Raw genomic sequence first — 26,310 nt, forward strand, 5'->3', positions numbered from 1 at the left:
CTGAATAAACATGTGACCAGTGACAAGTGGCATAGCCGATGCTGACAAGCACCGGTTTATTTTCACGTTTCGCTTTGTCGAATGCTTCTTGCCCCCACGGATACCAGTGAACTGGGTTGTGGGCGTGTTGAAGGAGGTAGGGTGATTTTTCCGTGATGAGTGGGTTGGGTGTTTGGTTGTTTGGCATGGGTCACCTGCTTTTTTCATTTTATCTTCTATAATGTCCTTCTATTCTGGGGATTTATGAAATCTATTTCTTCACCAACACATATTGTAAGTTTTCTAATTCAAACATATCAATCAGTTCATCGATCCCTTTAAAATCGATATGTTTTCCAAACCGTTTTGTGCTTAGGTCAATTTCTACATCCAATTGATCGTCCTTTTCTTTCATTTCGAGTTCATTTAGACAAGAATAGATTTCGATGGTTTCTCCTTTTGACAGCTCTTTTTCAATGAATTTAAAAAGTGCACGAAGAGAATGAATGATGTCTAATTCATAAACAAAAGGGTGCGTGAATTTGTTTCTTACCGCTTCATTGACGGGATCTAGATAATCAATGTGAAGGCCTTCGAAATCCTCTTCTGTCTCAAATACTTCTATCAAAAGATCATCTTTTTGATAGATTTTGGGCTTTTTTTGTTTTTTATCAAACATGCTGATATTGAGTTCAGAGAATGGTTTATAGGTAGGATTTTGACCAATGGTACCAAGTGGCAGTTCTTTGTTTGATCCAATATAATGCTGTAAAGTCATGGGTTGCCCTCTTTCCTTGAAATATTCCTTATAGCGTTGATTATTTCCTTTTTACCAATTTAGAGGTGAATATGCAATGGCTTGACATATCGGTATTTCTAGATATACAATGTCTGCCATGGAACCTATTGATGTGTTTAAGGCATTATCGAATGAAACAAGGTTGAATATTTTAAAGTGGCTTAAGGAACCTGAGAAGCATTTTCCTAAGAAAGGCGCTCATTTACCGAAGGAGGTTAGTTATAAGGGGGGCGTTTGTGTTGGGGATATTCAAGAAAAGGCGCAAATTTCTCAATCAACGGTCTCTAGCTACTTACATTTGATGCAAAAGGCTGGTCTGCTTGAATCGGTACGGCATGGACAATGGACATACTATAGACGAAATGAAGAATTTATCCAACAGATCGGACAATATATGAAAACAGAGATCTAAAGGATGTGTGATTTCTGTTTTTTTCTATTCTATATATCTGTTTATCTAGATATATAAATATATGAATCAAAGGAGATTTAATGATGCGTTTAATTTTTTATGTGCTTGCACTATTAGCGGGTGCGGCACTTAGTTTTGAAGGAGCCATCTATGCGGAGCTTGGGAAGTCGATCGGACAGTTAGAAACGAGTTTTTATAACTTTTTTGTCGGTTCAATTATTATGGGGCTATTGTGGCTCTTTTTTGGCAAAGGTGACCTTTCCTATACGTTGAAGGCACCAAAATGGTCGCTACTTGGCGGAGCGATGGGGGTTGTGTATTTAACGTCTATTGTGGTGAGTGTTCCATTCGTTGGTGTGGGGGTAACGATGGTCGCTGTCATTATTGGTCAGCTGTTGATGAGTATGGTGATTGAGCATTTTGGCTGGCTTGGGAGTCAGAGAACGAGAGTAAACAAAGAGAAGGTATTTGCGGTCATTTCGATGATCATTGCCCTTATTCTTATTCATTAGGAGGAAAGTCGATATGGCATTATTGTTAATTATATTTACTTTAATCGGAGGCATTACGTTAAGTGCGCAATCTTCCATAAACGGTACGTTTAGCAGGAGAGCGGGTACGATTGAAACGACCTTTTTGACCTTTTTAACGGGTACGATGTTTTTAATCATTCTGATTTTATTCTTTGGGAGCGGCCATCTGTTGAATCTCTTGCATGCACCAAAGTGGCAGTTGAGTGCGGCTTTTCTTGGAACGGCTTATTTAATCCTGACAGTGATCGCTGTTCCGAAAATCGGTGTCATTGCTGCGAATATTGCGGGGATTGCTGGGCAGCTTGTCATTGGAATGGTCATTGATCATTTTGGCTGGTTCCATAGTCTGGTGATTTCACTTGATCTCAAACGCATATTGGCATTGTTCTTTATGCTGATCGCTCTTTATTTTATTTACAAAGGAAATAAGCGCTCTCGAGAGGAAGCGAGTGCTTAAAGAGAACGTGCTGCTGCGGCATTTGCTCTCAGCAGCTCTTTTATACTGATTCATCAAGTTTGACTAAATACCTATCAGGGTATACTATCTGATCATAGGGAAAAGAGAAAGGAGTGTTAAACGTGGAGTATAATCAGCAGATGAAGAATCGTCTTCGCCGGATTGAGGGACAGATTAAAGGGGTTCTTGCGATGATGGAGCAGGGAAAGGATTGCCGCGAGGTGGTAACACAGCTATCTGCATCACGCAATGCCATTGATCGTGCCATGGGTGTGATTGTGAGTACAAATCTTGAGCAATGTGTCCGTGAAAGTCTTGAGCAGGGCAAGGATACAGAGGGGCTTGTCAAAGAAGCGGTTGAGCTCTTGGTGAAAAGCCGGTAAGAAATTCCTCAGCCTTTGGAGGTTGACGAATTTTTTTACTTGTTATAATATACCCTTACCGGTATGTGTATATATTTTTTGCTTTTTGTATACCCCCATGGGTAATTGATATAAGGAGGAGCATGATGGAAGAACAAAAGAAACGAACGACGATTGTTTTATTTAGTGGAGATTATGATAAAGCGATGGCCGCTTATATTATTGCAAATGGCGCAGCAGCTTATGATCACGAGGTGACTATTTTTCATACTTTTTGGGGGCTGAATGCCTTGCGTAAGGAAGAGATGGTGCCACTGAAGAAGGGATTTTTAGAAAAAATGTTTGGCAAAATGATGCCGCGTGGCGCTGATCGAATGGGGCTGTCAAAGATGAATTTTGCAGGAATGGGACCGAAGATGATCAAGCATGTGATCAATAAACACAATGCCATGACCCTGCCGCAGCTTATTGATATGGCAAAGGAACAGGAGATCAATCTCGTGGCATGTACGATGACGATGGATCTTTTAGGGCTGCAGGAGAATGAATTACTAGCAGACATTCAATATGCCGGTGTGGCAGCGTATTTAGCAGAGGCAGAAATCGGGAATGTGAACTTATTTATCTAGGGGGGTGTCCATACATGATTCAAATGCTTTTGCTCATCATTGTGATCGCTTTGCTTGTGAGCCGTTTTCTTCCCGTACGGGGTGTGAAACAAATGGACGCAGCTCATCTGAAACCTAAATTGCATAGTCGGCATCAACAGCTGATAGACGTGCGATCACCTTTAGAGTTTCAAACAAATCATATAAAAGGATTTCAAAATATCCCCTTATTCCAGTTAAAGGAACGAGCGCATGAGCTTGAGAAAGACAAAGAAGTGTATGTGATCTGCCAGAGCGGGATGAGAAGTATGCAGGCGGCTAAATTGTTAAAAAAACAGGGATTTACCCACATTACGAATATCAAGGGTGGCATGAATGCTTGGCGATTATAGGTATAAATAGGCTTTAAAATATACCCCCACCCCTATAAAAGGAGGAAAAACAATGCAGCAACCAACAGCAATTCTAGATGCAAAAGGATTGGCATGCCCAATGCCCATTGTCAAAACGAAAAAACAAATGAATGAGCTCTTGCCAGGAGATGTGCTTGAAGTGCAAGCAACCGATAAAGGGTCTACAGCGGATTTAGCAGCTTGGTCAAAAAGCGCCGGTCATGAATTTTTAGGAACAAAAGTAGAAGGACAGGTGCTTCATCATTTGATTCGTAAAGGTGGAGCGAAACAGGAGGAGCAGTCAATGATTTCGGAAATGTCGTTGAACATGTTTCAACAGAAGGTAAAAGAAGATCAGTCATTGTTTATTTTAGATGTACGAGAGCCGGATGAATATGAAGCGGGCCATATTCCAGGAGCTGTTCACATCCCTCTTGGCGAGGTGGAACAACGTGCTGATGAATTGAACCGAGAAACGCTCATTTACCTCATCTGTCATTCAGGCAGAAGAAGTGAATTAGCCGCACAAAAGTTAAAAGAAAAAGGATTTCATCAATTGATCAATGTAGTGCCAGGCATGAACAGCTGGACAGGAGAGATTGAAAAATAGGAGCTGAATGAACCAATGACTGTAAAAGCAATGACAACAGAACAGTTAACAAAAAAGATTATCAACAAAGAGCCGATCTTTTTGTTGGATGTACGAAACGAATCAGATGTGCAGGACTGGAAAATTGAAGGGAAAGCCGTTGAATATTTAAATGTGCCTTACTTTGAGCTTCTTGATGGCGTAGAGGATATGGTGGAGAACATACCGGATGACCTAGATGTACTGGTCGTTTGTGCGAAAGAGGGCTCTTCTATTATGGTGGCAGAGATGCTGTCAGAGGCAGGCAGAACGGTCCATTATTTGCAAGGCGGCATGAAGGCATGGAGTGAGCATTTAAAGCCAGTGAAGATCGGTGATTTAACTGGCGGTGGAGAGTTGTACCAATTTGTGCGAATGGGCAAGGGGTGCTTGTCGTATATGATCATGTCGAATGGGGAAGCTGCGATTATTGATGCGGCTAGAATGACGGAGGTCTATACGCAATTTGCTAAAAAACATCAAGTCACGGTGACGCATGTGTTTGATACGCACCTTCATGCGGACCATATATCTGGCGGGAAAAAGCTGTCTGAACAGACTGGTGCTATCTATTGGCTACCGCCAAAAGACGCCGAAGAGGTGACATTTGATTACAATCACCTTGAAGAAGGACAGCGTGTGACGATTGGAGCGACGGAGATTGAGATTCATGCCCTTTATTCACCGGGCCATACGATTGGTTCAACCTCTTTTATCGTAGACGGCCGTTACCTCCTTTCAGGTGATATTTTGTTCATTGATTCGATCGGACGACCTGATCTAGCCGGTATGGCGGAGGACTGGGTAGGTGATTTGAGGGAAACCCTTTATACACGATATACGGCGCTTTCGGCAGAATTGATTGTGCTGCCTGCACATTTTATGATCGTGGATGAGCTGAATGAAGACGGAAGCGTTTGGAAGGAGCTAGGCGCTTTGTTTGAAGAAAATCACGGGCTGAACATTGAAGATGAAGACGTATTTAGACAAATGGTTACGCAGCATCTACCTGCACAGCCAAACGCTTATCAAGACATTCGGTCTACCAATATGGGGAAGCTGCATCCAGACGAGGAAGCGCAGCGAGACATGGAAATTGGTCCAAACCGTTGTGCGATTCGATAATGTTCAATAAAATAAAGAAGCGAGGGATGATCAGATGACATCAGATCACATTTTAGACGTAACCGGGCTTGCATGCCCAATGCCGATTATTCGGACGAAGAAAAAAATGAACGACTTGGCAGAAGGCCAAGTATTAGAAATACATGCAACAGATAAAGGGGCTGATTTGGCTGCATGGGCTAAGTCAAGCGGACATGAATTGATCACGCAGACAGATGAAGGGCATGTGCTGAAGTTCTGGGTGAGAAAAGGGTCCTAAAGGGGAGAGGGGTATCTATGAGGGAGCCCCTTTTCCTTTTGCAAAGGAGGAGACCAGCGTGGATTTTGCATTTTTCATTACTTTATTTATCATCGGATTTATTGGTTCCTTCTTATCAGGAATGGTCGGAATAGGAGGATCGGTGATCAACTATCCCATGCTGCTTTATATCCCGCCTCTAGTCGGAGTGATGGCATTATCGGCACACGAGGTTTCAGGGATTGGTGCCATTCAAGTCCTATTTTCGACACTCGGCGGTGTGCTGGCGTATCGAAAAAGCGGATTTTTACATCGACCATTGATTTTATATATGGGGAGCAGTATATTGGCAGGGAGTTTATTAGGCAGCTATTTATCACATTTCCTTCCAGAGAAAGGCATCAATGTAGTCTATGGCCTGCTTGCCATTGTCGCTGTCATTTTAATGCTTGTTCCGAAAAAAGGTCAGCAGGCAGAAGCGGATGGAGAGGTGACCTTTCATAAAGGACTGGCGGCTGGTATTGCCTTTGTGATCGGAAGTGTATCCGGTGTATTAGGTGCAGGCGGTGCCTTTATTTTAGTGCCGGTGATGCTATCGATTCTCAAAATCCCTGTGCGGATGACGATTGCCTCGTCTCTGGCGATTACGTTTCTCTCTGCGATCGGCGCATCGGCTGGGAAAGTGCTGACTGGTCAAGTCATGTTCATGCCTGCTCTTGTCTTAATGGCGGCCAGTTTGATGGCCGCGCCGATTGGGGCGAAAATTGGCCAGAAAATCAATGCCGTTTATTTGCAATGGGCGCTTGCCGTGATGATTACAGCCACAGCGATCAAAATCTGGGTGGATTTATTATAAGAAAAAGACCAACAATTGAGAGCAAGGGCTCTTTTCCATGTGTTGGTCTTTTTTATTTCATGTCATCGTGCTCGATATACGTTTCAAGTGCAGGGTGGTACTCTTTTTGATAATGAAGATTGGGGCATGTTTTCACGACTTTGCCTTGCAAGGCATTGGACTTCGAGACATCTAATGCTGTTTTACATTTTGGACAACGTTCGTTAAAAATTGAGAGCCAGCGCTTCATAGATCACCACTCCAGTTAAAGTCTTAAAAACCGATTATATTAATATGAATTATAGGGGATTGTGTGAAGGAGGTCAATGGATATTTGGCTCTTTTTAACAAAAAAGAAGCATCGTATAAGATGCTTCAGCGTGTAGACAAATCCTCGCATTCTTTGTCAGCCCTGCATGCTGGCGCTCATGATTTTTAATTTCGCTTCGCAAGAGTCCGAAGGCTTTCCGTCACGCTGAAAAGAAGACAAAGGGCTAAAATAAAGTTCATTTTAGCCCTTGTCAACAATTTGAAGCATGATTAGTAGGCTTTTGCCCAGAACACCATATCAGAAGCAGGTTTCCCGCAGCAGACACATGTGTCAGAAACGGATTCTTGTTCAAACGGGATACAGCGTGATGTTGCTCCTGTTCTCTCTTTGATGTCGTTTTCGCAGTCTTCATCACCGCACCACATGGCTTTGATCAACCTGTTTTCTTCGGCAAGAAGCTGCTCGATGTCTTCGATTGTGTGGGCGTTTGATGTTTTTTCATGTAATCGTTCTTTTGCTTTTTCGTACATCGTCTGCTGAATGTCTTCAAGCGTGGACGTGATGGTTTGTTCAAGTGCATCTAATGTGACGGCTTGCTTTTCACCAGTGTCTCGTCTTGCGAGCATCACTTGGCCTTTTTCCATATCCTTTGGTCCTACTTCTATGCGTAATGGGATGCCCTGCATTTCGCATTCGTTGAATTTCCAGCCAGGCTGTTTATCACTTGCATCGATGTCAGCGCGTGCGATGCGGGCGAGTCGATCCTTTAATTCATAGGCATGATCGAGGACACCTTCTTTATGGGAAGCAATTGGCACAACACGTACTTGGGTTGGCGCAATGTTTGGCGGCAGGACAAGCCCTCTGTCATCGCCATGCACCATGATCATAGCGCCAATGATTCTTGTGGTGAAGCCCCATGATGTTTGCTGGACATGCTCTAATTTTCCTTATCGATTTAAAAATTCAATGCCAAACGCCTTGGCAAATCCGTTGCCAAAGAAGTGAGAAGTGGCGGTTTGCAGGGCTTTTCCGTCATGCATCAAGCTTTCAACCGTATAGGTGAAGCGAGCGCCAGCGAATTTTTCTTTCTCTGTTTTTCTTCCTTTAATGACAGGGATCGCTAGAAGCTCTTCACAAATAGACGCATAGACATGGAGCATTTTTTCTGTTTCTTCAATCGCTTCTTGCTCAGTCTCGTGACAAGTGTGCCCTTCCTGCCAGAGGAATTCAAGGGTTCTAAGGAATGGACGTGTTGTCTTTTCCCAGCGGACGACATTGGCCCATTGGTTATATAGCTTCGGTAAATCACGATAGGAGTGAATGATGTTTTTATAATGCTCGGCGAACAGCACTTCAGAGGTTGGTCTGACGCAGAGTCTTTCTTGTAATTCCGAATCACCGCCATGTGTCACTCACGCCACTTCAGGAGCAAAGCCTTCGATATGATCCTTTTCTTGCTGGAGAAGGCTTTCTGGGATAAAGAGCGGCATATAGACATTCTCGTGACCCGTTTCTTTGATTTGACGATCAAGTTCGTCGCGAATATTCTCCCAAATTTTAAAACCGTATGGCTGAATAATCATACTGCCTCTAACGCTTGAATAATCGACGAGACGCGCCTTTGTGACAACATCTGTATACCACTGGGCAAAGTCGTCTTCCATGCTTGTAATTTTCTCAACAAATTGTTTCTTTGACATTGCAGGTTCCTCCTTTTTAAAAACAAAAAAGCTGTACTTTAAGTTAGGGACCATTCCTGGTGGTACCACCCTAATTTAAAGCACAGCTTTACACTCGATCATGATAACGGTATGAACCGCTGTATGAAACAGAACTAAATCGGCAGGTTCACTTGAAGATGTCAGTAGGAACTTCTCAGCACCGTTCCCTCTCTGGTAAAGATCGATTCAAGCTACTATTCCAGATCTACGTTGATTCTTGTTCGTTGATTTTTCATCAGTTTACCTGTAAATGGGGGAGAAAGCAAGTTGGTCCGCAAGTTCATTTCATGCCTTTCTGAGGTCGTTTATGTCGAAGAGCCATTGGCAAACATTTTCTATTTTTGCAGCTTGCACGTTATGGAAGGCTATGCTAATATATTTGAAGAAAAAAATAGACTTGTATAACCTCAATAATATGGTTTGAGGGTTTCTACCAGGATCCGATAAATCCTGATTACAAAAGCGCGCTTTCCTTTTTTGTAATCAGGGTTTTTTTGTTTGTCTGCACCCTGTATCAAAAGTGAAAGCCATGATATAGAGAAGGGATGTTAGACATGAACTGGAGAGTTTATTTATTAGCTGTTTCTACTTTTGCGGTTGGATTAGTTGAGCTTGTGGTCGGGGGCATTTTGCCAAGTTTAGCAGAGGATCTCAATGTGTCTCTTGCGACAGCTGGGCAGCTGATCACGGTATTTGCGATTGTGTATGCTATTTCAGCACCGGTGCTACTGACCGTCACAGCCAAAATCGAACGAAAGCGTCTTTATTTAATCGCATTATTGGTCTTTACATTAGGCAATGTATTCACATATTTTAGTTCCACCTTTGCCCTTGTCATGATCTCTAGGGTCTTGATTGCCATGAGTACAGCGCTTGTTGTGGTGCTATCATTGACGATTACCGCCAAGCTGGTGGAACCGGCGCATCGAGCGAAAGCATTAGGTCTGATTTTTATTGGGATTAGCTCATCACTGGTTCTCGGTGTACCGATCGGTATTTTTATTACAGAGAGCTTTGGCTGGAGAGTGATGTTTTTAGGAATCAGTATTCTGTCAGCGATATCGATGGTGCTCATTTATTTTCTATTGGAGAAAATGCCTGTTGAAAAAGTCACACCGCTTAAAGAACAAATTCGTTCTTTAGGGCATCCGAAAATTTTCAGTGCACATTTGATTAGTTTGTTCATGCTTGCTGGTCATTATATGCTGTATTCTTATTTCACGCCATTTCTGATGGAAGTTCTTCATATGACTCCGTTTTGGATTAGTATTTGTTATTTGGTCTTCGGGCTTGCGTCGATTGGCGGGAATGGGTTTGGCGGCTGGCTGAGTGACAAACTAGGATCAGGAAAAGCCATTTTGCTTGTGACCATGGCGTTTGCCATTGTGATGTTTATCCTTCCTTATACAGCGGGAGTGTTTATGCTCTTTATGGTGATGGTTGTCCTATGGGGTGCTCTTAGCTGGGCACTGACACCTGCTTTGCAGAGCTATTTGATTCAAACAGACCCTGTGACGTCTGATATTCAGCAGAGTTTGAATACATCCGCTTTGCAAATTGGGATTTCCATTGGATCAGCAGTGGGCGGCGTCATGTTTACAATGACTGGTTCATCCGTTGACTTGGCTAAATTCGGCGCTATTTTTGTGCTGATTGCCTTTAGCTGTGCAGTGATTTCATTAAAGAGACCGCCGCTTTATATGGATCGTCAGCATCAGGCTGAATAGAAGAGAATAAGAACGTTTTCGTGTTAGTTAGCTGCCTCATCATAGGCAGCTTTTTATTTTTTGAAAACCACACCTTCGCTTTTACCAGTAATGACTTCTTCTCCATGCTGATTGATATAACGGGAAAAAAGGTGGACACGATGGTATTTTTCAAGGGGTTCTACCTTGGTGACGGCCATCTGACAGGTAATGGTGTCACCTGTATAAACAGGGCGTATGAAGGTACATGTCATCTCTTGACCGATAAAATGAAACTGACCGCCAAGTTTCGTGGCTAGACTTGCTGTGAGAAAACCGTGTACCATGAGCCTTCCTTGATCATCTAGCTCGGTATGATGTTTGCCAAGATCACCTGTCATGTTTCCAAATTGAATGACATCTTCATGCGTATAGGTTTTGCTTGTTTGAAATTGATCGCCTGGTCGAACCATCTGTTTTTTCAGCTCCTTTTTTTAAATGTACCAAAGGAGTGAATGAATGTACATTCATTTTTGTGGTGAGATGTTGGAAGCAAAGAAGAGACAGGATGCCTTTCTTTGCCCTTGATAAGTCAGGAAAAATGTCATCTTCTATTCAAAAACTACCATTTCTCCAATTGGGTGAAATCCGGCACGCTGATAGATATGTTTGCCGTCATTTGAGGCTTGTAACATCACACACTTTTGTTTGTTATCTGTCTGGGTCAGAAGGTAATGAAACATGTCACTGCCAAGTCCTCTTCCGCGGTGTTCTGCCTTTGTGATGACATCATAAATACCGTAGCTGTCTGCTGTTTCAATCAATAAGCCCGTTGTGACCGGTTTGTTGTGTTCATATCCAACGAACATGCGGGTACTCGGGTGTAATCGTTCAATCGAAAAGCGCTGGAAATAGCTGTTTAAAGAGATTGCCTCAGGTGATCCTTCGAAAAGTTCGATAAATAAATGTTGATAATCGAGAAAGGTTTGATCGTCAGTCACTTCCTTGATCGTAAGCGATTGAGAGGTCCTTTGATCGATGTCGTTTGTATGTTCAAGCATCATGATGGTATTGCGTTCCACTTCTTGAAGCCCATATTTCTGCATGATATTCGACCAATCGGGGTGGAGCAGGCTTTGAGTGATCCATGTGCTGAATGCTAGCTGCTGTTGCTGCATTTGTTCGATGGCAGCTTCCACTTTTTGTTGATCTTGTATGTGCGCTGAAATGGGTAATAACAAATTGAACGTGTCAGTTGATATATGCGTGTTTGATAAAACGAAATCTTCTGTTGATAGGAACGATCCGTTGACAACAGAAGAAAACAAATTTATTTTTTCTTCTAACTGGCGAATGGCCATTTGCTGCTCTGTTTTCATTCTCTCACCTTCTTTTTTTGATTGAGGGTTACCTATCATAAATAATAGCAAAGAAAAGGAAATTGTGCGGTCTCTTGTAATTTAGTAAAAAAGTTCTCTTATTTATCAGGTCTGATGACCCATTCTTTTCCTCATCCCCACATTTCTTTTGACTCCTTTATTGATTATTAGTACCATTTTATTAACCAGTTAAGAGTGGAGGTTCAGATGGAAACAAACGAGCAGATTGTCTTAAAAGCGATTCAAGATTTGATTATGCATAGGGAAAAGAAACGGAACGATCCAACAGATCCACTGATTACCACGACTGATACACTCAAGCAAGATTGGACACTTACACAGCTTCATATTTTATCTATGATTCAAGCAAACCCTAATGAATCCAATAATACATTTCTTTCACAACAACTAAAACTATCAAAACCAGCTATTACAAAGGCTGTGAAAAAGCTCATCGAAAAAGGCATGGTCGACTATTGCCACCGGCAAGGTGACAAGAAATCCGTCTATTATTCACTGACAGAGGAAGGCACACAGCTGGCGGCACTGCATGATGAGCTTCATGAACAGGCAGTCTCCTCCTACTTAGAATTCCTCCATGAATTTAATGAAGACGAACTACAGGTTATTGAGCGCTTCTTAAAGGCTTGGAAGGAAAAGATATAAATAACGGGCCGAAAGCTTTCTATAAACTAGATGCTTTCGGTTTTTTTATGGTAAAATTAACATATATTGACGTTATTCGTGATGATGATTGAGGGAGGGAACCGTATTGGTGGAAGAGATGATGGAAAATTTCAAAAAATATGTATTTATCATGCCGTTCGTCGGATTGTTTGTCAGCTTGCTATTATTTGTTTATTTTTTTGGGATCACAGGAGTTGAAGGGTCCATGTGGGCGGCTGTTTTGTATTGTGCTCTCCCCTTTTTGATGTACACGATACTCTGTTTGCCTTTATGGATTTATTTTAAAGTCAGCAAAAAACGTTCAATACATAGAAATGAGGAACATACATGATCGTTGTTAGCGCTTGTCTTGCGGGATTAAAGGTCCGTTATAATGGCAGCCATCGATTAGATCAACGTATCGAGGAGCTTGTGCAGGAAGGAAAGGCGGTAACAGTTTGTCCTGAGCTGCTTGGCGGCTTCTCTACACCAAGACCTCCCGCAGAAATTATTGGTGGAGATGGTCATGATGTCTTACGGGGGCAGGCTTCTGTTGTTGATGTTCATGGAACAGATGTGACAGAGATGTATGTAAATGGTGCACAAGCCACGCTTAAGCAGGCTCAGACTCTTGGCGCAACATCCGTCGTGTTAAAAGAGTACAGCCCTTCTTGCGGAAGCCGGATGATCTATCGGGGAGAGTTTAACGGGAAGACAAAGGCTGGGGACGGTGTGACGTCTGCCTTGCTGAAACAGCATGGGATTCAAGTATTCTCTGAGGAGGATGATTGGACCTCGCTGTTTGTATAGGGATGGCGTGAATTGAAGGAGGAGTTAGGTTGAAGAAGTGGATCATTGGTTTAGTAGTCGTTATTTTCATCGGAATAGGTCTTTATTTTATGATCAATGCCAAAACATATGCTTTTGATGATGTGGTCTCGATTGATAAAGATAAAGTGACTTCCATTCAAATTGAGCATGATGATGAGCGCGTTGTGGTGGACAAGAAAGAGGATATTCAAAAGCTGCTGAAGAAATTTTCGGGTATTCAATTAAAGAAAATAAACGAAGTTAAAAAAGCCTCAAAAGAATCTTATTGGATCAGAGTGTACGAGAACGAAAAGCAAATGTATGGTCTGACTTTTTATGACCAAAGCTTTTTAGAGACGTATGATGGTTCTAAAACAAAAAATCGAATCAGTGAATACCAAATCGTTGATGCAAATCAAGTCGATATAGGACAATACATCAAATAAGATCATTCAGTCTATGAATGGTTTCAGCGTGTAGACAAACCCTCGCATTCTTTGTCAGTCCTGCGTGTCGGTGCTCACGAATGTGAAATTCGCTCCGCGCCGGTACTCGTCCTTCCTAGACTGCAAAGGTTTTCTATCACGCTGAAAAGAAGACAAAGGGCTAAAATCAAGTTCATTTTAGCCCTTTGTCAACTATCTGAGATCATTCTGTCTATGAATGGTTTATCTTCATGCATGATCTTTCGCACATTCGGGTATAGTGCATGGTAAGCAAAAATGAAGCGGAGGTTTGTTTGATGAGTGGATTAACAGATACAGTCACATTAGCAAACGGAGTAAAAATGCCGAAGCTAGGCTTTGGTGTATGGCAAGTAAAAGATGGGGATGAGGCTGTAAATGCAGTCAAAGACGCATTAGAAGCGGGCTATCGCAGTATAGATACAGCAGCGGCCTATCAAAATGAAGAAGGTGTTGGCAAAGCCATTCAGCAATCAGGCATCTCTCGCGATGATCTGTTCATTACGACAAAAGTGTGGAATAGTGATCAAGGATATGAGTCAACGCTTGAAGCCTTTGAAACGAGTATGAACAAACTTGGTTTGGATGTATTGGATCTTTATTTAATCCATTGGCCGGTTGAAGGCAAATATAAAGAAACGTGGAAAGCGCTAGAGAAGCTGTATAAGGATGGGCGTGTTAAGGCAATTGGCGTGTGTAACTTCCATCAGCACCATTTAGAAGATTTATTAGAAGAGGCAGAAGTGGTACCAATGGTCAATCAAATTGAGCTGCATCCGAAGCTGACGCAGGAGCCTTTACGTGACTACTGCAAGGCAAAAGGCATTCATATAGAAGCATGGTCGCCATTAGGTAGCGGGAAACTTCTTAACCATCCGGTGCTTCAAGATATTGCGAAAAAACATGAGAAGTCAGTGGCGCAAGTCATTCTTCGCTGGGACTTGCAGCATGGCATTATCACCATTCCGAAATCTGTGACGAAGAGCCGAATCATCGAAAACACAAACGTATTTGATTTCGAGTTATCCGCCCATGAAATGAGTGTCATTGATCAGCTCAATGAAGATGAGCGCACGGGTCCAGACCCAGATAACTTCGATTTTTAATATAAGAAAAGCACGGGCGAGATGGGACTGACCCCCGTTTTTGAGACAGGGATCAAAACACCTTTATACAGCCAATTGCCGATAGTTTATCGGTGATTGGTTGTTTAGTTTCGTTTGAATACGAATGTTGTTATAATAATAAATGTATTCTTTGACAGTGCGTTCTACGATGGTGGTCGTAGTGCGATCAATCCTGTTAAGATAGAACGTTTCAGACTTTAGTGAGGAATGAAACGATTCGATGGAGGCATTATCAGCGGGTGTCCCTTTACGGGACATGCTCATGGTAATGCCTTTTATATGAACAGCTTTCTGATACTCGTAAGATGTATACACAGAACCTTGATCGCTATGTAACACGCAATTCTCAGGCAGTGCTGGGAGCTGATTAAGTGTGTTTAAGATAAAGTCTGTGTCCTGCTTATCACCAATCGTAAAAGCAATCACTTCTCCATTATATAAATCCAATATACTGGAAAGGTACAATTGTTTCTGTCCATAAGGCAAATACGTGATGTCCGTGACTAGTTTTTCAAGAGGGCGATCAGACTGAAAATTCCGATCCAGTATATTACCGGCTACGGCATAAGGCTGCCCACTCTTCTTACGCTTTTTCATTTTAACCCGGCATTGCCACTGGTTTTTCTGCATGATACGTTGAACAGTTTTATGGTTAATACGCATTCTCATTTTTAGTATGGCTGTGATTTTCCGATAACCATATCGATATTTGTGCTTTCGGCACAACGTGCCGACCTGTTTCTCTAGTTGTCTTTTAGAATGAGTCTGAGTCAAATCCTTTTTCCATCTATAATACGAAGTACGTAAGATGCCTAAATGGACACAGATGTCCTGTACCGTCATCGTTTTGCACAATTCTTCTACCAGTTTGATTGACGTTTCCTTATCAACTTCCTTTCCAATTCGTTGTACTTTTTTAAAACTTCATTCTGTTGACTCAAATAGCGATTTTCTGCCCGCAGTCTCTCTAATTCGGAAGAGTACTCGGGGCCCTTTCCATAGGAATATTGTTTTCCAACAGGTTGTTCGAACCGGTGTGTATCCCCAGCTTTATGCCATCTCACCCATGTCTGAACCTGCGTCTTATTCTTGATATTCAATTCCTGCATGATCTCTTTCATAGGTACGCCTGCCAATCTCATTTCCACAGCCTTCTGTTTGACTTCAACCGGATAACTCACTCTTGTCCCCATAGAAAAAACACCTCCATGTTTTATTTCGGATCACAACGATCTGTTTTCAAACTTGAAGGTGTTTTTTATTTGTCTCATCTTAGGGGGTCAGTCCCGTCCCGATGCCTGTGCTTTTTTATTTGCCGGTATGTTCAGACCGTTTTTTGAGGCTGATAGGTCTCAATGATTTGAATGGCGTCGACAATTTGCTCTTTCGTATAGTCTCCAATCAAACAAAAGGTTTCATCTTTACGTGCAGCATGGTTTGCCACTGTATGTGCTGCTTCCTCTAGCTGAGCTGTGATGCCAAGCTCACGCATCGTTCTAGGTAATCCGAGTGTTTGATAAAGCTCAAGTAATTCTTCTACTTCCGTCATACGGTTTTCTGCAGCAAGTTGAACGAGAATGCCATAGGCCACTTTTTGTCCATGTAACACATGATGTGTTTCATCAATAAATGTTAATCCATTATGAACGGCATGGGCTCCTGCCATTCTGCCATAACGTCCTCCGTAGCCGCCGACTGTTCCGGCTAACGTAATGATCGTATCTGTTACATCTGCAAAGGCTTGAGAAAGCTGACCTGTTTTTAAACTGCTAACGGCTTCTTCACTATGAGTCAGAAGAATGTCACGAACGTACACTGCCTGCTTTAATGCAGCATGTACCATGAGCGGCAAGGTGCCTTTTGTGTTGCGAATAATGGCTTCCGCTTCATACCATTTTGCGAGCGTATCCCCAATTCCGCTTTGGAGATAGGAAAAAGGAGATGAAAGCAAAAAAGTATGATCAATTAACGTGAGATAGCTGGACCGCTTATGATAGTCGACCCTCATGAAATTCCCCTTGTCATCATAAATGACGCTGAGCGGTGTAGAAGCCGCACATGTCCCAGGAATCGTCGGCACCATGATCACTTCAATTTGGAGAGCGTCGGCAACAGACTTCGCTGTATCTAAAATCGTGCCGCCACCGATCCCGATGATCACGTCTGAACTCTTGAGTTCTTCCGCAATTCGTGTGATCGCATTTGGTGAACTGTAACCTTTATGCTGAACAACAGGCCACTCGGATGGAAGCTTTGTGTACTGTGAAAAGGCTTGATATGAGTCATATCCTGTCACTATAGCTGGTGACTGAAAGGGAGTAACAAATGACTCGATTTCATGATAAATCCCCTTTTGAGAAATAAACTGGTTAGGACCGCTTCTGACGATCTCTTCTGGCTGGATCATTGACTTATGCTCCTTTACGAAATCATATAGTACTTAAATCATCTCATTTTACAGAAAGTTCTGTCAAATAAACGGACAATATGAGACCATAGACTCTTCCGTTTTATGGAATTGAACTGCTGACATTGCCTTAAGGTATGTATTTCCTGTATGATATAAAATGGTATGTTTTGATTAAATTTAAGAGGTGTTTATATATATGGAAAAACAATATCGTGTATTACTTTACTATCAATATGTCCCCATTGAGGATCCAGAAACGTTTACAGCAGAGCATCTAGCATTCTGTAAGGAACTTGGTTTGTTAGGTCGTATTCTTGTTTCATCTGAAGGCATAAACGGAACCGTTTCTGGTACGATTGAGCAGACGGACAAGTACATGCAAGCATTGAAAGAAGATCCACGCTTTGCGTCCATGCCAATTAAAATTGACGAAGCAGATGGTCATGCGTTTAAGAAAATGCACGTCCGCCACCGAAATGAATTGGTGAATTTAAGTCTTGAAGATGATGTGAATCCGTTAGAATTAACGGGGAAACATCTCAGCCCAGTTGAATTTTACGAGCAAATGCAATCACCTGATACGGTCGTGATTGATGCACGTAATGATTATGAGTTTGATGTCGGTCACTTCAGAGGTGCTGTGCGCCCTGACATTGAGACATTCCGTGAATTACCTGAGTGGATTCGTGACAACAAAGAGATTCTTGAAGGGAAAAAAATTCTGACGTATTGCACAGGCGGCGTACGCTGTGAGAAATTCTCAGGGTGGTTAAAGCGTGAAGGCTTTGAAGATGTATCCCAGCTTGACGGTGGAATTGTCACGTACGGAAAAGACCCAGAAGTTCAAGGAAAGCTATGGGACGGTCAATGTTATGTGTTTGATAACCGCCTAACGGTTCCGGTCAATCAAACAGAGCACGTCGTGGTAGGAAAAGATTTCTTCACTGGCGAACCTTGCGAGCGTTATGTGAACTGTGCGAATCCTGCATGTAACCGCAAAATGATTGCAACAGAAGAAAGCGAGCATAAATATATGCGCAGCTGCAGCCATGAATGCCGCACAAGCGAACGTAACCTTTATGTGAAACAGCACAATTTATCTGAAGAAGAAGTTCAAGAAAGACTAGCTGTCATTGAAAAAGAACAAGCAATCTCACAAGGATAAGAGGGTTTCCCTTTTATCCTTTTTTCTTTGAATGATACGTGTTCAGAGGGAAGAGGAAGTCATTTCCTCTTTCTTTTTTGTTTTGTTTTTTTCAAAATAAGGGTAAAGGTAGTTAATCAGTCTAATAGATTGAACAGTTGAAAAAGCGCTTTCTTTTGAAATAAGCATGTTCGACTATTTCAGAAAATGGAGAATTGAGAGATAATATAACAGGCAAAAAAATGAACAAAGATAAAAGTTCAGATCAGAAAGTATTTGCCAATGGAATGAAAGGTGAGCTGCTATAAAAGAAAGGCGCTTGCTCGACACATGCTCTGTATTTTAATCGAAAGGTGTTATGAACATGAATCATTTGCATCGTAGGATGGGAACTTTCGCTTTAATGATGGTAGGTCTTGGCTCAATCATTGGTTCAGGATGGCTCTTTGGTGCGTGGCGGGCTGCTCAAATCGCCGGCCCTGCTGCTATTTTGTCATGGTTGATCGGGATGGTTGTTATTTTATTTATCGCATTGTCTTATAGTGAACTCGGGTCGATGTTTCCAGAGGCAGGCGGAATGGTCAAATATACGCAATATTCACACGGCTCTTTTATTGGATTTATCGCCGCTTGGGCAAACTGGATTGCGATTGTCTCTGTGATTCCTGTTGAGGCAGTGGCCTCCGTTCAATACATGAGCTCATGGCCTTGGGAGTGGGCAAAGTGGACAAGCCATTTGGTCACAAAAGGGGTTTTGACGACCGAGGGGCTCATGGTGGCAAGTGTGCTGCTGGTGATTTATTTTCTGCTCAATTATTGGACAGTTGGGTTGTTTTCAAAGGCGAATACATTCATTACGGTTTTTAAAATCGTCATTCCAGGATTAACAATTGGTGCGCTCTTATTCCTAGGTTTTCATAGTGAGAATTTTACTTCTGGAACAAGTATTGCGCCGAACGGCTGGGCGAGTGTGCTCACAGCTGTCGCAACATCAGGGATTGTGTTTGCTTTTAATGGCTTCCAAAGCCCGATTAATATGGCAGGAGAAGCGAAAAATCCAGGGCGTTCGATTCCAATCGCCATTGTTGGATCGATTTTGATTGCAACGGTCATTTATGTGCTGCTGCAAATCGCTTTTATTGGGGCTGTCGATCCATCAATGATAGTGAATGGCTGGGGGCATTTGAATTTCAACTCGCCATTTGCTGACCTTGCCATTGCGCTAGGGATCAACTGGCTTGTCCTTATTTTATATGCAGATGCGTTCGTTTCTCCTTCTGGAACAGGGATTACGTATACGGCGACGACGTCTCGTATGATTTATGGGATGGAAAAAAACAAGTACATGCCGAGTGTACTTGGTCGTCTGCACCCAATTTATGGTGTGCCTCGTCCAGCGATGTTTTTTAACTTAGGCGTATCGTTTATCTTTCTGTTTTTGTTTAGAGGATGGGGGGTTCTCGCTGAAATTATCTCTGTGGCGACCCTGATTTCCTATTTGACAGGACCTGTGACAGTGATGACGCTGAGAAAGACGGGCACAGATTTATATCGTCCATTGCGAATTAAAGGACTCAGCATCATTGCCCCGCTCGGTTTTGTCTTTGCATCATTGACACTGTACTGGGCGAGATGGCCGCTGACGGGTCAGGTGCTCTTCATTATTCTCATCGGTCTGCCAATCTATTTTTACTATCAAGCAAAAGCGAAGTGGAAGGGCTTTGGCCGTCACTTTAAAGCAGGTGCTTGGATGGTTGTGTATTTGCTTGTGATGATGACGATTTCTTGTCTCGGCAGTGATAAATTTGGCGGGTATAACGTCATTCATTATGGTTGGGATATGGCGCTCATTGCAGTTGTGGCGTTGTTATTTTATATGTGGGCACTCAAAAGTGGATTTGAAACAGAGTTTTTAGAAGATGCGAAAAAAATTAATGATGAACTGCGTGCTTCTCAGAAAGAAGCCGCCTCATCTAAGGAATAACGGAAGGGCTGCCTGAATACGGAGGGCAGCCTTTTTATTTGGATAGATGATGCATGACATGCTGCTTTAGCCAAGTGGTAACGCCGTGTAGAACGGTGGCTGTCACAAGACAGATAAGCGCATATCTCCATAGCTGATCTAAGCCTTGTCCACTAAGCCAAAAAACAATACCTAGAATAAAGAGAGTCAGAATGAACATGAATAAAAAAGATGCTGACCAGAAAAAAGCCTTCATCGAAGGTCACCTCCTCGGGGTATTGTATGCAGGCCGAGGGAGGATCAGACCAGCAAGAAAGAAGTGAAAATATCGTTAAATCTATTTCAAAAGTCAGATAAAAACGCCAAGTGATTTGACAGTTGTGTTAAGATGAGAGCATATTTTGAGTGTAGATGGCTGGTTATAGACGGAGGTGTTTGGAGATGCAGATTCAAAAGGTTCTAAACAATAATGTCATTAGTGTGATAGATGAACAAGGAAAAGAAATCGTCGTCATGGGCAGAGGCATCGCTTTTCAAAGACGTCCCGGCGACCCGGTGGACGAGGCGTTAATTGATAAAGTGTTCCGCCTAGAAGATCATTCCGTACATGAGCGGATGAAAATGTTGCTTCAAGAGGTTCCATATGATGTCGTCAAGGTGACCGAGGAAATGATCCAATACGCACATACAAAGCTGAACCGAAGATTAAACGAAAGTCTGCATGTATCGCTGGCAGACCATATTCATTACGCAATCGAACGATTAAAGAAAAACCACTTGATTGAGAATTCGCTGATTTGGGAGATTAAACGTTTATACAAAGATGAGTTTCTCGTGGCGAAGGAATGCCTTGAGATGATTGAAGATCGTCTTCATATTGAACTGCCTGAAGATGAAGCGGGCTTTATTGCCATGCATATCATTAATGCAGAGCTCAATGAAGACATGAATACAACGGTCAATATCACAAAAGAAGTGAATGCCATACTGACCATTGTGAAATACCATCTGAACATGGAATTTGATGAAGACTCGCTCAACTTTTATCGTTTTCTCACACATTTACGCTTTTTCGTACAGCGTCTCATCAACGAAACGTTACTCGTCAGTGAAGATCAAGATTTATATCAGCTGATTAAAGTGAAATATCCGAAGGCGTACGAATGCGCAAAGAAAATCGCGGAATATGTGTATCAAACATATCATCGCGATCTAACATCAGAGGAGATGCTCTATCTATCGATTCATTTGAATCGACTCATCAAACGAGAAAAATAAAGATAGAATTTTAAAAGAAAGCGTTGACATCATAAAAAGTGAGTGGTACTATTTGCTCATAAACATAAAAGAATACGGTTTCACAATGATCGTCTTAGAGGATTGTGACTGTTCGGCAGGCAAAACCTAAACGTTCACTGAAAAAGCGCAATAGCAAGTTGCGACTATTTTTGGTGCCCGTTTAGGTTTTTATTTTGCCTAAAAACGTATTTTTTTTGAAAAAAAGGGGGTTTTTGTATGAGTCATCGTCAATTAGCAGAAGACATTATCAAACATATCGGGACAGAGAAAAATGTTCATTCATTGGTTCACTGTGCCACAAGACTTCGCTTCACATTAAATGACAGATCAAAAGCAGATAAAGCGGCCATTGAAAAATTAAATGGTGTGGTGACTGTCATGGAAAGCGGCGGCCAGTTTCAGGTGGTCATTGGCAACACCGTACCAGAGATATATCGAGAGATTGGGGAGTTTACGAATCTATTAGAGGATTCCACTTCTTCATCTGCAAGATCAAGTGAAGAAAGTACAAGTCTTTTCGGAAAATTCGTCGACATTGTTTCTGGAATTTTCACACCGCTTCTAGGTGTCATGGCGGGTGCCGGTATTTTAAAAGGACTTCTAGGCATCTGTATCAATGCAAAATGGTTATCTCCTGAAGATACGTCGTATCAAATTTTATTTGCCGCATCAGACAGCTTATTCTACTTCCTGCCGCTGCTGCTCGCATTCACTTCTGCTAGGAAGTTTAAAGCGAATCCATTTGTCGCTGTGACGATTGCAGGTGCACTGATCTACCCGACTATTCAAGAGCTCACAAAAGGCGGCGGAGATGTGTCGTTCTTCGGCATTCCGGTTGTCTTAATGTCTTATACATCAACGGTTATCCCGATTATTTTGGCAGTGTTTGTGATGGGATATATCGAACGTTTCTTTAACAAAGTCATTCATGAAAGTGTGAAAAACTTTATTACACCACTGATTTTACTGGTCACGGTCGTTCCACTGACACTGATCGTATTTGGACCATTTGGTGTGTATGCAGGGAACGGAATTGCAGCCGTCCTGCTGAAAGTATTCTCCTTTAGCCCTACACTTGCCGGTGCTTTAATTGCGATGGCATGGCAGGTTCTTGTCATCTTCGGTATCCATTGGGGGCTTGTGCCAGTCATTTTAAATAATATTGCGGTTCATGGAAAAGATCATATTAAGCCGGCTACTGCGCCAGCTGTATTTTCACAAGCCGGTGCTTCAATCGGTGTTATGCTGAAAACAAAGAACAAAAAGCTGAAATCATTAGCTGGATCGACAGCGGTTTCTGCTGTATTTGGAATTACAGAACCTGCTGTATACGGCGTCACACTTCGTTTGAAAAAACCATTTATTGCAGCGGTGATCTCTGCCGGTGTCGGTGGTGCCATTATCGGTTATTCACAAAGTATTGCGATCGCGTCAGGTCTTCCGAGTTTACTGACACTTCCGATCTTCTATGGTCAAGGATTTACAGGATTCTTAATCGGAATTTCCGTTTCATTTGTCCTTTCAATCGTCTTAACCTATTTGATTGGATTCAAAGACCCTGTGGATGAAGAAGATGCTCCTGCAGCTAGTTCTGCACCAGCATCTGAAAATGAACATGGTGTCAAAGCAGCTCATGTGAAAAGTCCTTTATCTGGCGAAGTCATCAAGCTAGAAGAGGTGCAAGATAAAGCCTTCTCATCTGGCGCATTAGGTAAGGGCGCAGCCATTATTCCATCAGAAGGCAAGTTGTTTGCACCAGTAACTGGAGTCGTGACAACGGTATTCCCAACAGGACATGCATACGGTCTCACCTCTGAAAGCGGAGCAGAAGTACTCATTCATATTGGACTGGATACTGTACAACTTGGGGGCCGTCATTTTACGCCGAAGGTTGAGCAGGGCCAAACCATTACAGAAGGTGAACTGCTTGCGGAGTTTGATATTGAGGCCATTCAAGCAGCAGGTCTTTCTGTCACAACACCTGTGATTATTACCAATTCCGGTGAATTTAGCGATATCATTGAGACAGAAGAAAAACAAGTGACACCAGGACAATCATTTTTACACTTAGTTTAAGAAAGGGAGGATATAATCATGAGATATTCAACACTAGCACCATTTCCAAAAGACTTTTTCTGGGGCGGATCGACTTCCGCCTATCAAGTAGAAGGTGCATGGAACGAGGATGGCAAGGGGCCTTCAGTCATTGATATGAGAGAAAGCTATCCTGAAGGAACAACTGATTTTAAGGTAGCCAGCGATCACTATCATCGATATAAAGAGGATGTGAAGATGTTTGCAGAAATGGGTTTGAAGGCTTATCGTTTCTCTATTGCATGGACACGGATCATTCCAAATGGAGATGGGGAGATCAATCAAAAGGGAATTGACTTCTACCATTCTCTCATTGATGAATTGCGCCGCTATGACATTGAACCAATTGTGACGATGTATCACTTTGATTTACCTCATGCGCTTCAAGTGAAAGGCGGTTGGTCAAATCGTTCGACAGTCGATGCGTTTGAACGTTATGCGGAGGTTTTGTTCCAGGAGTATGGCGAGAAGGTAAAATATTGGCTGACGATTAATGAACAAAACATGATGATCTTACATGGATCAGCTCTAGGTACACTGGATCCAAATTTAGAAAATCCGAAAAAAGAACTATATCAGCAGAACCACCATATGCTTGTGGCACAGGCGAAAGCCATGACGCTTTGTCATCGTTTGCTGCCTGAGGCAAAAATCGGACCAGCGCCAAACATTGCCCTTATTTACCCGGCATCTCCAAAACCTGAGGATGTCATTGCTGCGGCTAATTACAATGCGATCCGCAACTGGCTATATCTTGATATGGCGGTATTCGGTCGTTATAACAACCTTGCATGGGCATACATGAAGGAAAAAGACATTCTTCCTGTGATTGAAGAGGGAGATATGGATATTTTGAAAAGTGCAAAACCAGACTTCATAGCCTTTAACTACTACACATCTCAAACGGTTGAAGCGAGTAAAGGAGATGGCAATGATGAATTTGCCCGCGGCGGAGATCAGCATTTAAAATCTGGTGAAGATGGCGTCTACAAAGGCGGCAACAACCCGTTCTTAAGTAAAAATGCATTTGGCTGGGAGATTGACCCTACCGGTTTCCGATCAACGATGCGTGAGATTTACGACCGCTATCAGCTACCTCTTATTATTACGGAAAACGGGCTGGGCGCTTTTGACAAGTTAGAAGAGGATGGATCGATTCAGGATGATTACCGAATTGATTATTTAGAAAAACATATTGAACAAATCAAATGGGCGATCACTGACGGTGTTGAGGTATTCGGGTACTGCCCGTGGTCAGCCATCGACTTAATCAGTACACACCAAGGCTGCTCAAAACGCTACGGTTTTATCTACGTCAACCGTGATGAATTTGACCTGAAAGACCTGAAGAGAATTCGGAAAAAGAGCTCTTATTGGTATGAAACATTAATCGAGCAAAATGGAGAGAACATCGGGAAGTAACAGAAAAAAGCCAGTCACCTTATTAGCGGGTGGCTGGCTTTTTTGTTCGTTCACTTTATCGGCTTGTGTCATTTGTCTATCATAGAAGTTTCCTTAAATCTATCTTAAATCCATTGATACACTCATTTTGATTTGATAACCTTGATTTTGGAATTTATTACAAAAGGAGGAATATAAACAAAATGTTCAAAAAAACACTTTTAACCCTAATTACCCTAGCTCTTGTCATATCAATATGGACTCCATTTTCATCAGAAGCATCAGCAGAAACACACTCTATCAATTCACAAGAATTAAAAGCGTTAGTAACACCGACGGTTCTACAAAATGAACAAGCTAACAAAGAATTAGACGAACTTGAAAAGAAAATGGGGGAATACATAGAAAACCTTCCATTTACAGAAAAAGAATTTGAAAACATGACAGAGTCAGAACAAAATAAAGTGATCGATCAATATTTCAACAATGAAGAATTTTTAGCTTTAGAAAACCGAATGAAACAACTTGACTCCAAAAGTAGTCAGAGTGAAATCACAACACAAGCACTACCAATATTTTTCGTACCAATCGCAATGACCGTAGGAAGAGTTGCTTTAATGGCTATCAGATCAAAAGGCGCAAGAACTGCACTTAAATATCTAAAAAATCGGATAAAAGGTTTTGGTAAAAATTACAAAATTAAATGGGATGTAAGAAATGATAAAGGACAACTTAGAAGTTTAGTTGTCGTCCTACACAAAGGAAAGAAAAGAACAACAAGAGTATTTGCTGTAGACAATGGAAAAATCCCTTTAATACCAAAAACCTCAACTTGGTATTGGCATTTCCATGTAGCTCCAAAAGATAAAATACACCATGCTCTCAGAGCATCAGTACCAAAGAAATACAAAGCAAGTCCAGGAGAAACAATATTACACTAAAAAACCCCTAATTTTTAGGGGTTTTTTTCTCTTCATGACTTGTAACTATATCAACTGGATGTATCAAGTTTTCATCATCATTATCCTCATCAGTGTAAGGCATAATAAGAGAATCCAACTCTTCTTTATCATCAACTAAAGCAACGTAAGTTGTATAATCCTCTAAATCTGATGGAAATAATTCAGCTTGACCAACATTACTTTTCAATGCTTGGTCAATAGCACTCTTTAATTCTATTAAACCCTCACGATTACCAATAATATAAGAATCCATATGCCAACTTTTTTGAGCATATATATGACAAATCTTATCCCTATCTTTCATTATCTCATTACACCTTTCCTGAAGAATTTAATTGATTATGTACCAACACGCCAACCAGATAAAGCATCAAAACGTCTCTTTGGCTACTTTATCCTCATCTTCTTCAATCCTGATCAGATATCCTTCAATACGCTATTTCCAAAACTGCCACCAAAATTTTTTCCTTCCTTTTCCTCCTGCTCCGTTGCCGCAATTAATTTTTTAGTTTCTTTATCTCTTTCAAGAAGACTGCTTTGTAT

Annotated in this window: 29 protein-coding genes, 2 pseudogenes and 1 riboswitch; of the genes and pseudogenes, 21 read left to right on the forward strand and 10 right to left on the reverse strand. The window is 41.9% G+C overall.

Annotated features, from left to right (window positions below; genetic code table 11):
• Positions 1-7 precede the first annotated feature (7 nt).
• Positions 8-187, reverse strand: a pseudogene (locus M2353_RS00845) (DUF255 domain-containing protein); the annotation flags it as partial.
• A gap of 63 nt (positions 188-250) precedes the next feature.
• Entirely contained in the window at positions 251-757 is a 507-nt protein-coding gene (locus M2353_RS00850) for a hypothetical protein (RefSeq protein ID WP_284724745.1), read from the reverse strand.
• A 118-nt stretch (positions 758-875) separates the two neighbouring features.
• Between M2353_RS00850 and M2353_RS00855 the strand changes: the two genes are divergently transcribed.
• The 10 genes from M2353_RS00855 (at position 876) to M2353_RS00900 (ending at position 6,389) form a co-directional block, all read left to right on the forward strand.
• Positions 876-1,190, forward strand: coding sequence for an ArsR/SmtB family transcription factor (locus M2353_RS00855; protein WP_284724746.1), 315 nt, complete (start codon positions 876-878; stop codon positions 1,188-1,190).
• A gap of 83 nt (positions 1,191-1,273) precedes the next feature.
• Positions 1,274-1,702, forward strand: coding sequence for a DMT family transporter (locus tag M2353_RS00860; RefSeq protein ID WP_008343887.1), 429 nt, complete (start codon positions 1,274-1,276; stop codon positions 1,700-1,702).
• 13 nt (positions 1,703-1,715) lie between these two features.
• Positions 1,716-2,180 carry a DMT family transporter gene (locus M2353_RS00865; RefSeq protein WP_039169334.1) on the forward strand — a complete coding sequence of 155 codons (465 nt, stop codon included), beginning with the start codon at positions 1,716-1,718 and terminating at the stop codon, positions 2,178-2,180.
• A 122-nt stretch (positions 2,181-2,302) separates the two neighbouring features.
• Complete coding sequence (locus M2353_RS00870) at positions 2,303-2,563, forward strand: metal-sensitive transcriptional regulator (RefSeq protein ID WP_003217059.1); 261 nt, start codon at positions 2,303-2,305, stop codon at positions 2,561-2,563.
• Between the two features lie 125 nt (positions 2,564-2,688).
• Complete coding sequence (locus tag M2353_RS00875) at positions 2,689-3,171, forward strand: DsrE/DsrF/DrsH-like family protein (RefSeq protein WP_008343885.1); 483 nt, start codon at positions 2,689-2,691, stop codon at positions 3,169-3,171.
• A 14-nt stretch (positions 3,172-3,185) separates the two neighbouring features.
• Entirely contained in the window at positions 3,186-3,542 is a 357-nt protein-coding gene (locus M2353_RS00880) for a rhodanese-like domain-containing protein (RefSeq protein ID WP_041508159.1), read from the forward strand.
• 52 nt (positions 3,543-3,594) lie between these two features.
• Complete coding sequence (locus M2353_RS00885) at positions 3,595-4,152, forward strand: sulfurtransferase TusA family protein (RefSeq protein WP_284724747.1); 558 nt, start codon at positions 3,595-3,597, stop codon at positions 4,150-4,152.
• A 15-nt stretch (positions 4,153-4,167) separates the two neighbouring features.
• Complete coding sequence (locus M2353_RS00890) at positions 4,168-5,295, forward strand: MBL fold metallo-hydrolase (RefSeq protein ID WP_284724748.1); 1,128 nt, start codon at positions 4,168-4,170, stop codon at positions 5,293-5,295.
• A gap of 34 nt (positions 5,296-5,329) precedes the next feature.
• The gene (locus M2353_RS00895) at positions 5,330-5,554 is read left to right on the forward strand and encodes a sulfurtransferase TusA family protein (RefSeq protein ID WP_284724749.1); all 225 of its coding nucleotides are present in this window, start codon (positions 5,330-5,332) and stop codon (positions 5,552-5,554) included.
• Positions 5,555-5,612: 58 nt separating this feature from the next.
• Positions 5,613-6,389, forward strand: coding sequence for a sulfite exporter TauE/SafE family protein (locus tag M2353_RS00900; RefSeq protein WP_039169322.1), 777 nt, complete (start codon positions 5,613-5,615; stop codon positions 6,387-6,389).
• 52 nt (positions 6,390-6,441) lie between these two features.
• Here the strand turns inward: M2353_RS00900 and M2353_RS00905 are convergent, their stop codons facing one another.
• Positions 6,442-6,618 (reverse strand): hypothetical protein, encoded by a 177-nt coding sequence (locus tag M2353_RS00905; protein ID WP_017358723.1) that lies wholly within the window; start codon positions 6,616-6,618, stop codon positions 6,442-6,444.
• Positions 6,619-6,908: 290 nt separating this feature from the next.
• A pseudogene (gene proS, locus M2353_RS00910) lies at positions 6,909-8,342 on the reverse strand (proline--tRNA ligase).
• Between the two features lie 398 nt (positions 8,343-8,740).
• Positions 8,741-8,840, forward strand: a riboswitch (purine riboswitch).
• A gap of 77 nt (positions 8,841-8,917) precedes the next feature.
• On the opposite strand from proS, the gene M2353_RS00915 reads away from it, so the two are divergent.
• On the forward strand, positions 8,918-10,090 hold the full coding sequence (locus M2353_RS00915) for an MFS transporter (RefSeq protein WP_024719149.1): 1,173 nt from the start codon (positions 8,918-8,920) through the stop codon (positions 10,088-10,090).
• Between the two features lie 53 nt (positions 10,091-10,143).
• Here the strand turns inward: M2353_RS00915 and M2353_RS00920 are convergent, their stop codons facing one another.
• Positions 10,144-10,521 (reverse strand): hotdog domain-containing protein, encoded by a 378-nt coding sequence (locus M2353_RS00920; protein WP_045034653.1) that lies wholly within the window; start codon positions 10,519-10,521, stop codon positions 10,144-10,146.
• 138 nt (positions 10,522-10,659) lie between these two features.
• A complete protein-coding gene (locus M2353_RS00925; RefSeq protein WP_284724750.1) occupies positions 10,660-11,427 on the reverse strand; it encodes a GNAT family N-acetyltransferase in 768 nt (255 codons plus the stop codon).
• A gap of 207 nt (positions 11,428-11,634) precedes the next feature.
• On the opposite strand from M2353_RS00925, the gene M2353_RS00930 reads away from it, so the two are divergent.
• The 4 genes from M2353_RS00930 (at position 11,635) to M2353_RS00945 (ending at position 14,473) form a co-directional block, all read left to right on the forward strand.
• Positions 11,635-12,093: a MarR family transcriptional regulator gene (locus tag M2353_RS00930; RefSeq protein WP_024719151.1), complete on the forward strand. Its 459-nt coding sequence runs from the start codon at positions 11,635-11,637 to the stop codon at positions 12,091-12,093.
• 348 nt (positions 12,094-12,441) lie between these two features.
• Positions 12,442-12,903: a 2-thiouracil desulfurase family protein gene (locus M2353_RS00935; RefSeq protein ID WP_160758225.1), complete on the forward strand. Its 462-nt coding sequence runs from the start codon at positions 12,442-12,444 to the stop codon at positions 12,901-12,903.
• Positions 12,904-12,932: 29 nt separating this feature from the next.
• Entirely contained in the window at positions 12,933-13,349 is a 417-nt protein-coding gene (locus M2353_RS00940) for a hypothetical protein (RefSeq protein WP_284724751.1), read from the forward strand.
• A gap of 296 nt (positions 13,350-13,645) precedes the next feature.
• Positions 13,646-14,473 (forward strand): aldo/keto reductase, encoded by an 828-nt coding sequence (locus M2353_RS00945; RefSeq protein ID WP_125590871.1) that lies wholly within the window; start codon positions 13,646-13,648, stop codon positions 14,471-14,473.
• A 63-nt stretch (positions 14,474-14,536) separates the two neighbouring features.
• Here M2353_RS00945 and M2353_RS00950 read toward each other — a convergent pair.
• Positions 14,537-15,687 (reverse strand): IS3 family transposase gene (locus tag M2353_RS00950; protein ID WP_178896435.1). Its coding sequence is split into 2 segments (ribosomal slippage): positions 14,537-15,414 and positions 15,414-15,687, totalling 1,152 coding nucleotides; the frame shifts between segments, so codons are not numbered across the junction.
• A 131-nt stretch (positions 15,688-15,818) separates the two neighbouring features.
• On the reverse strand, positions 15,819-16,901 hold the full coding sequence (locus tag M2353_RS00955) for an iron-containing alcohol dehydrogenase family protein (RefSeq protein WP_284724752.1): 1,083 nt from the start codon (positions 16,899-16,901) through the stop codon (positions 15,819-15,821).
• A gap of 199 nt (positions 16,902-17,100) precedes the next feature.
• Between M2353_RS00955 and trhO the strand changes: the two genes are divergently transcribed.
• Positions 17,101-18,069, forward strand: coding sequence for an oxygen-dependent tRNA uridine(34) hydroxylase TrhO (gene trhO, locus M2353_RS00960; RefSeq protein ID WP_007498459.1), 969 nt, complete (start codon positions 17,101-17,103; stop codon positions 18,067-18,069).
• Between the two features lie 343 nt (positions 18,070-18,412).
• Positions 18,413-20,032: a glutamate/serine transporter AimA gene (locus M2353_RS00965; protein ID WP_284724753.1), complete on the forward strand. Its 1,620-nt coding sequence runs from the start codon at positions 18,413-18,415 to the stop codon at positions 20,030-20,032.
• A gap of 34 nt (positions 20,033-20,066) precedes the next feature.
• Here M2353_RS00965 and M2353_RS00970 read toward each other — a convergent pair whose 3' ends face one another.
• On the reverse strand, positions 20,067-20,267 hold the full coding sequence (locus M2353_RS00970) for a hypothetical protein (RefSeq protein WP_035390601.1): 201 nt from the start codon (positions 20,265-20,267) through the stop codon (positions 20,067-20,069).
• A 185-nt stretch (positions 20,268-20,452) separates the two neighbouring features.
• Here M2353_RS00970 and licT point away from each other — a divergent pair, with 185 nt between their 5' ends.
• The 4 genes from licT (at position 20,453) to M2353_RS00990 (ending at position 25,746) form a co-directional block, all read left to right on the forward strand.
• Positions 20,453-21,289, forward strand: a complete 837-nt coding sequence (gene licT, locus M2353_RS00975; RefSeq protein WP_008343858.1) for a BglG family transcription antiterminator LicT — start codon at positions 20,453-20,455, stop codon at positions 21,287-21,289.
• 237 nt (positions 21,290-21,526) lie between these two features.
• Complete coding sequence (locus M2353_RS00980; RefSeq protein WP_284724754.1) at positions 21,527-23,386, forward strand: beta-glucoside-specific PTS transporter subunit IIABC; 1,860 nt, start codon at positions 21,527-21,529, stop codon at positions 23,384-23,386.
• Between the two features lie 18 nt (positions 23,387-23,404).
• Positions 23,405-24,826, forward strand: coding sequence for a glycoside hydrolase family 1 protein (locus M2353_RS00985; protein ID WP_284724755.1), 1,422 nt, complete (start codon positions 23,405-23,407; stop codon positions 24,824-24,826).
• Positions 24,827-25,008: 182 nt separating this feature from the next.
• The gene (locus tag M2353_RS00990; protein ID WP_284724756.1) at positions 25,009-25,746 is read left to right on the forward strand and encodes a hypothetical protein; all 738 of its coding nucleotides are present in this window, start codon (positions 25,009-25,011) and stop codon (positions 25,744-25,746) included.
• A 7-nt stretch (positions 25,747-25,753) separates the two neighbouring features.
• Here M2353_RS00990 and M2353_RS00995 read toward each other — a convergent pair whose 3' ends face one another.
• On the reverse strand, positions 25,754-26,071 hold the full coding sequence (locus tag M2353_RS00995; protein ID WP_035390595.1) for a hypothetical protein: 318 nt from the start codon (positions 26,069-26,071) through the stop codon (positions 25,754-25,756).
• Between the last annotated feature and the right edge of the window lie 239 nt (positions 26,072-26,310).

This window comes from Bacillus aerius (assembly GCF_029894105.1).
Classification (GTDB): Bacteria; Bacillota; Bacilli; order Bacillales; family Bacillaceae; genus Bacillus; species Bacillus altitudinis.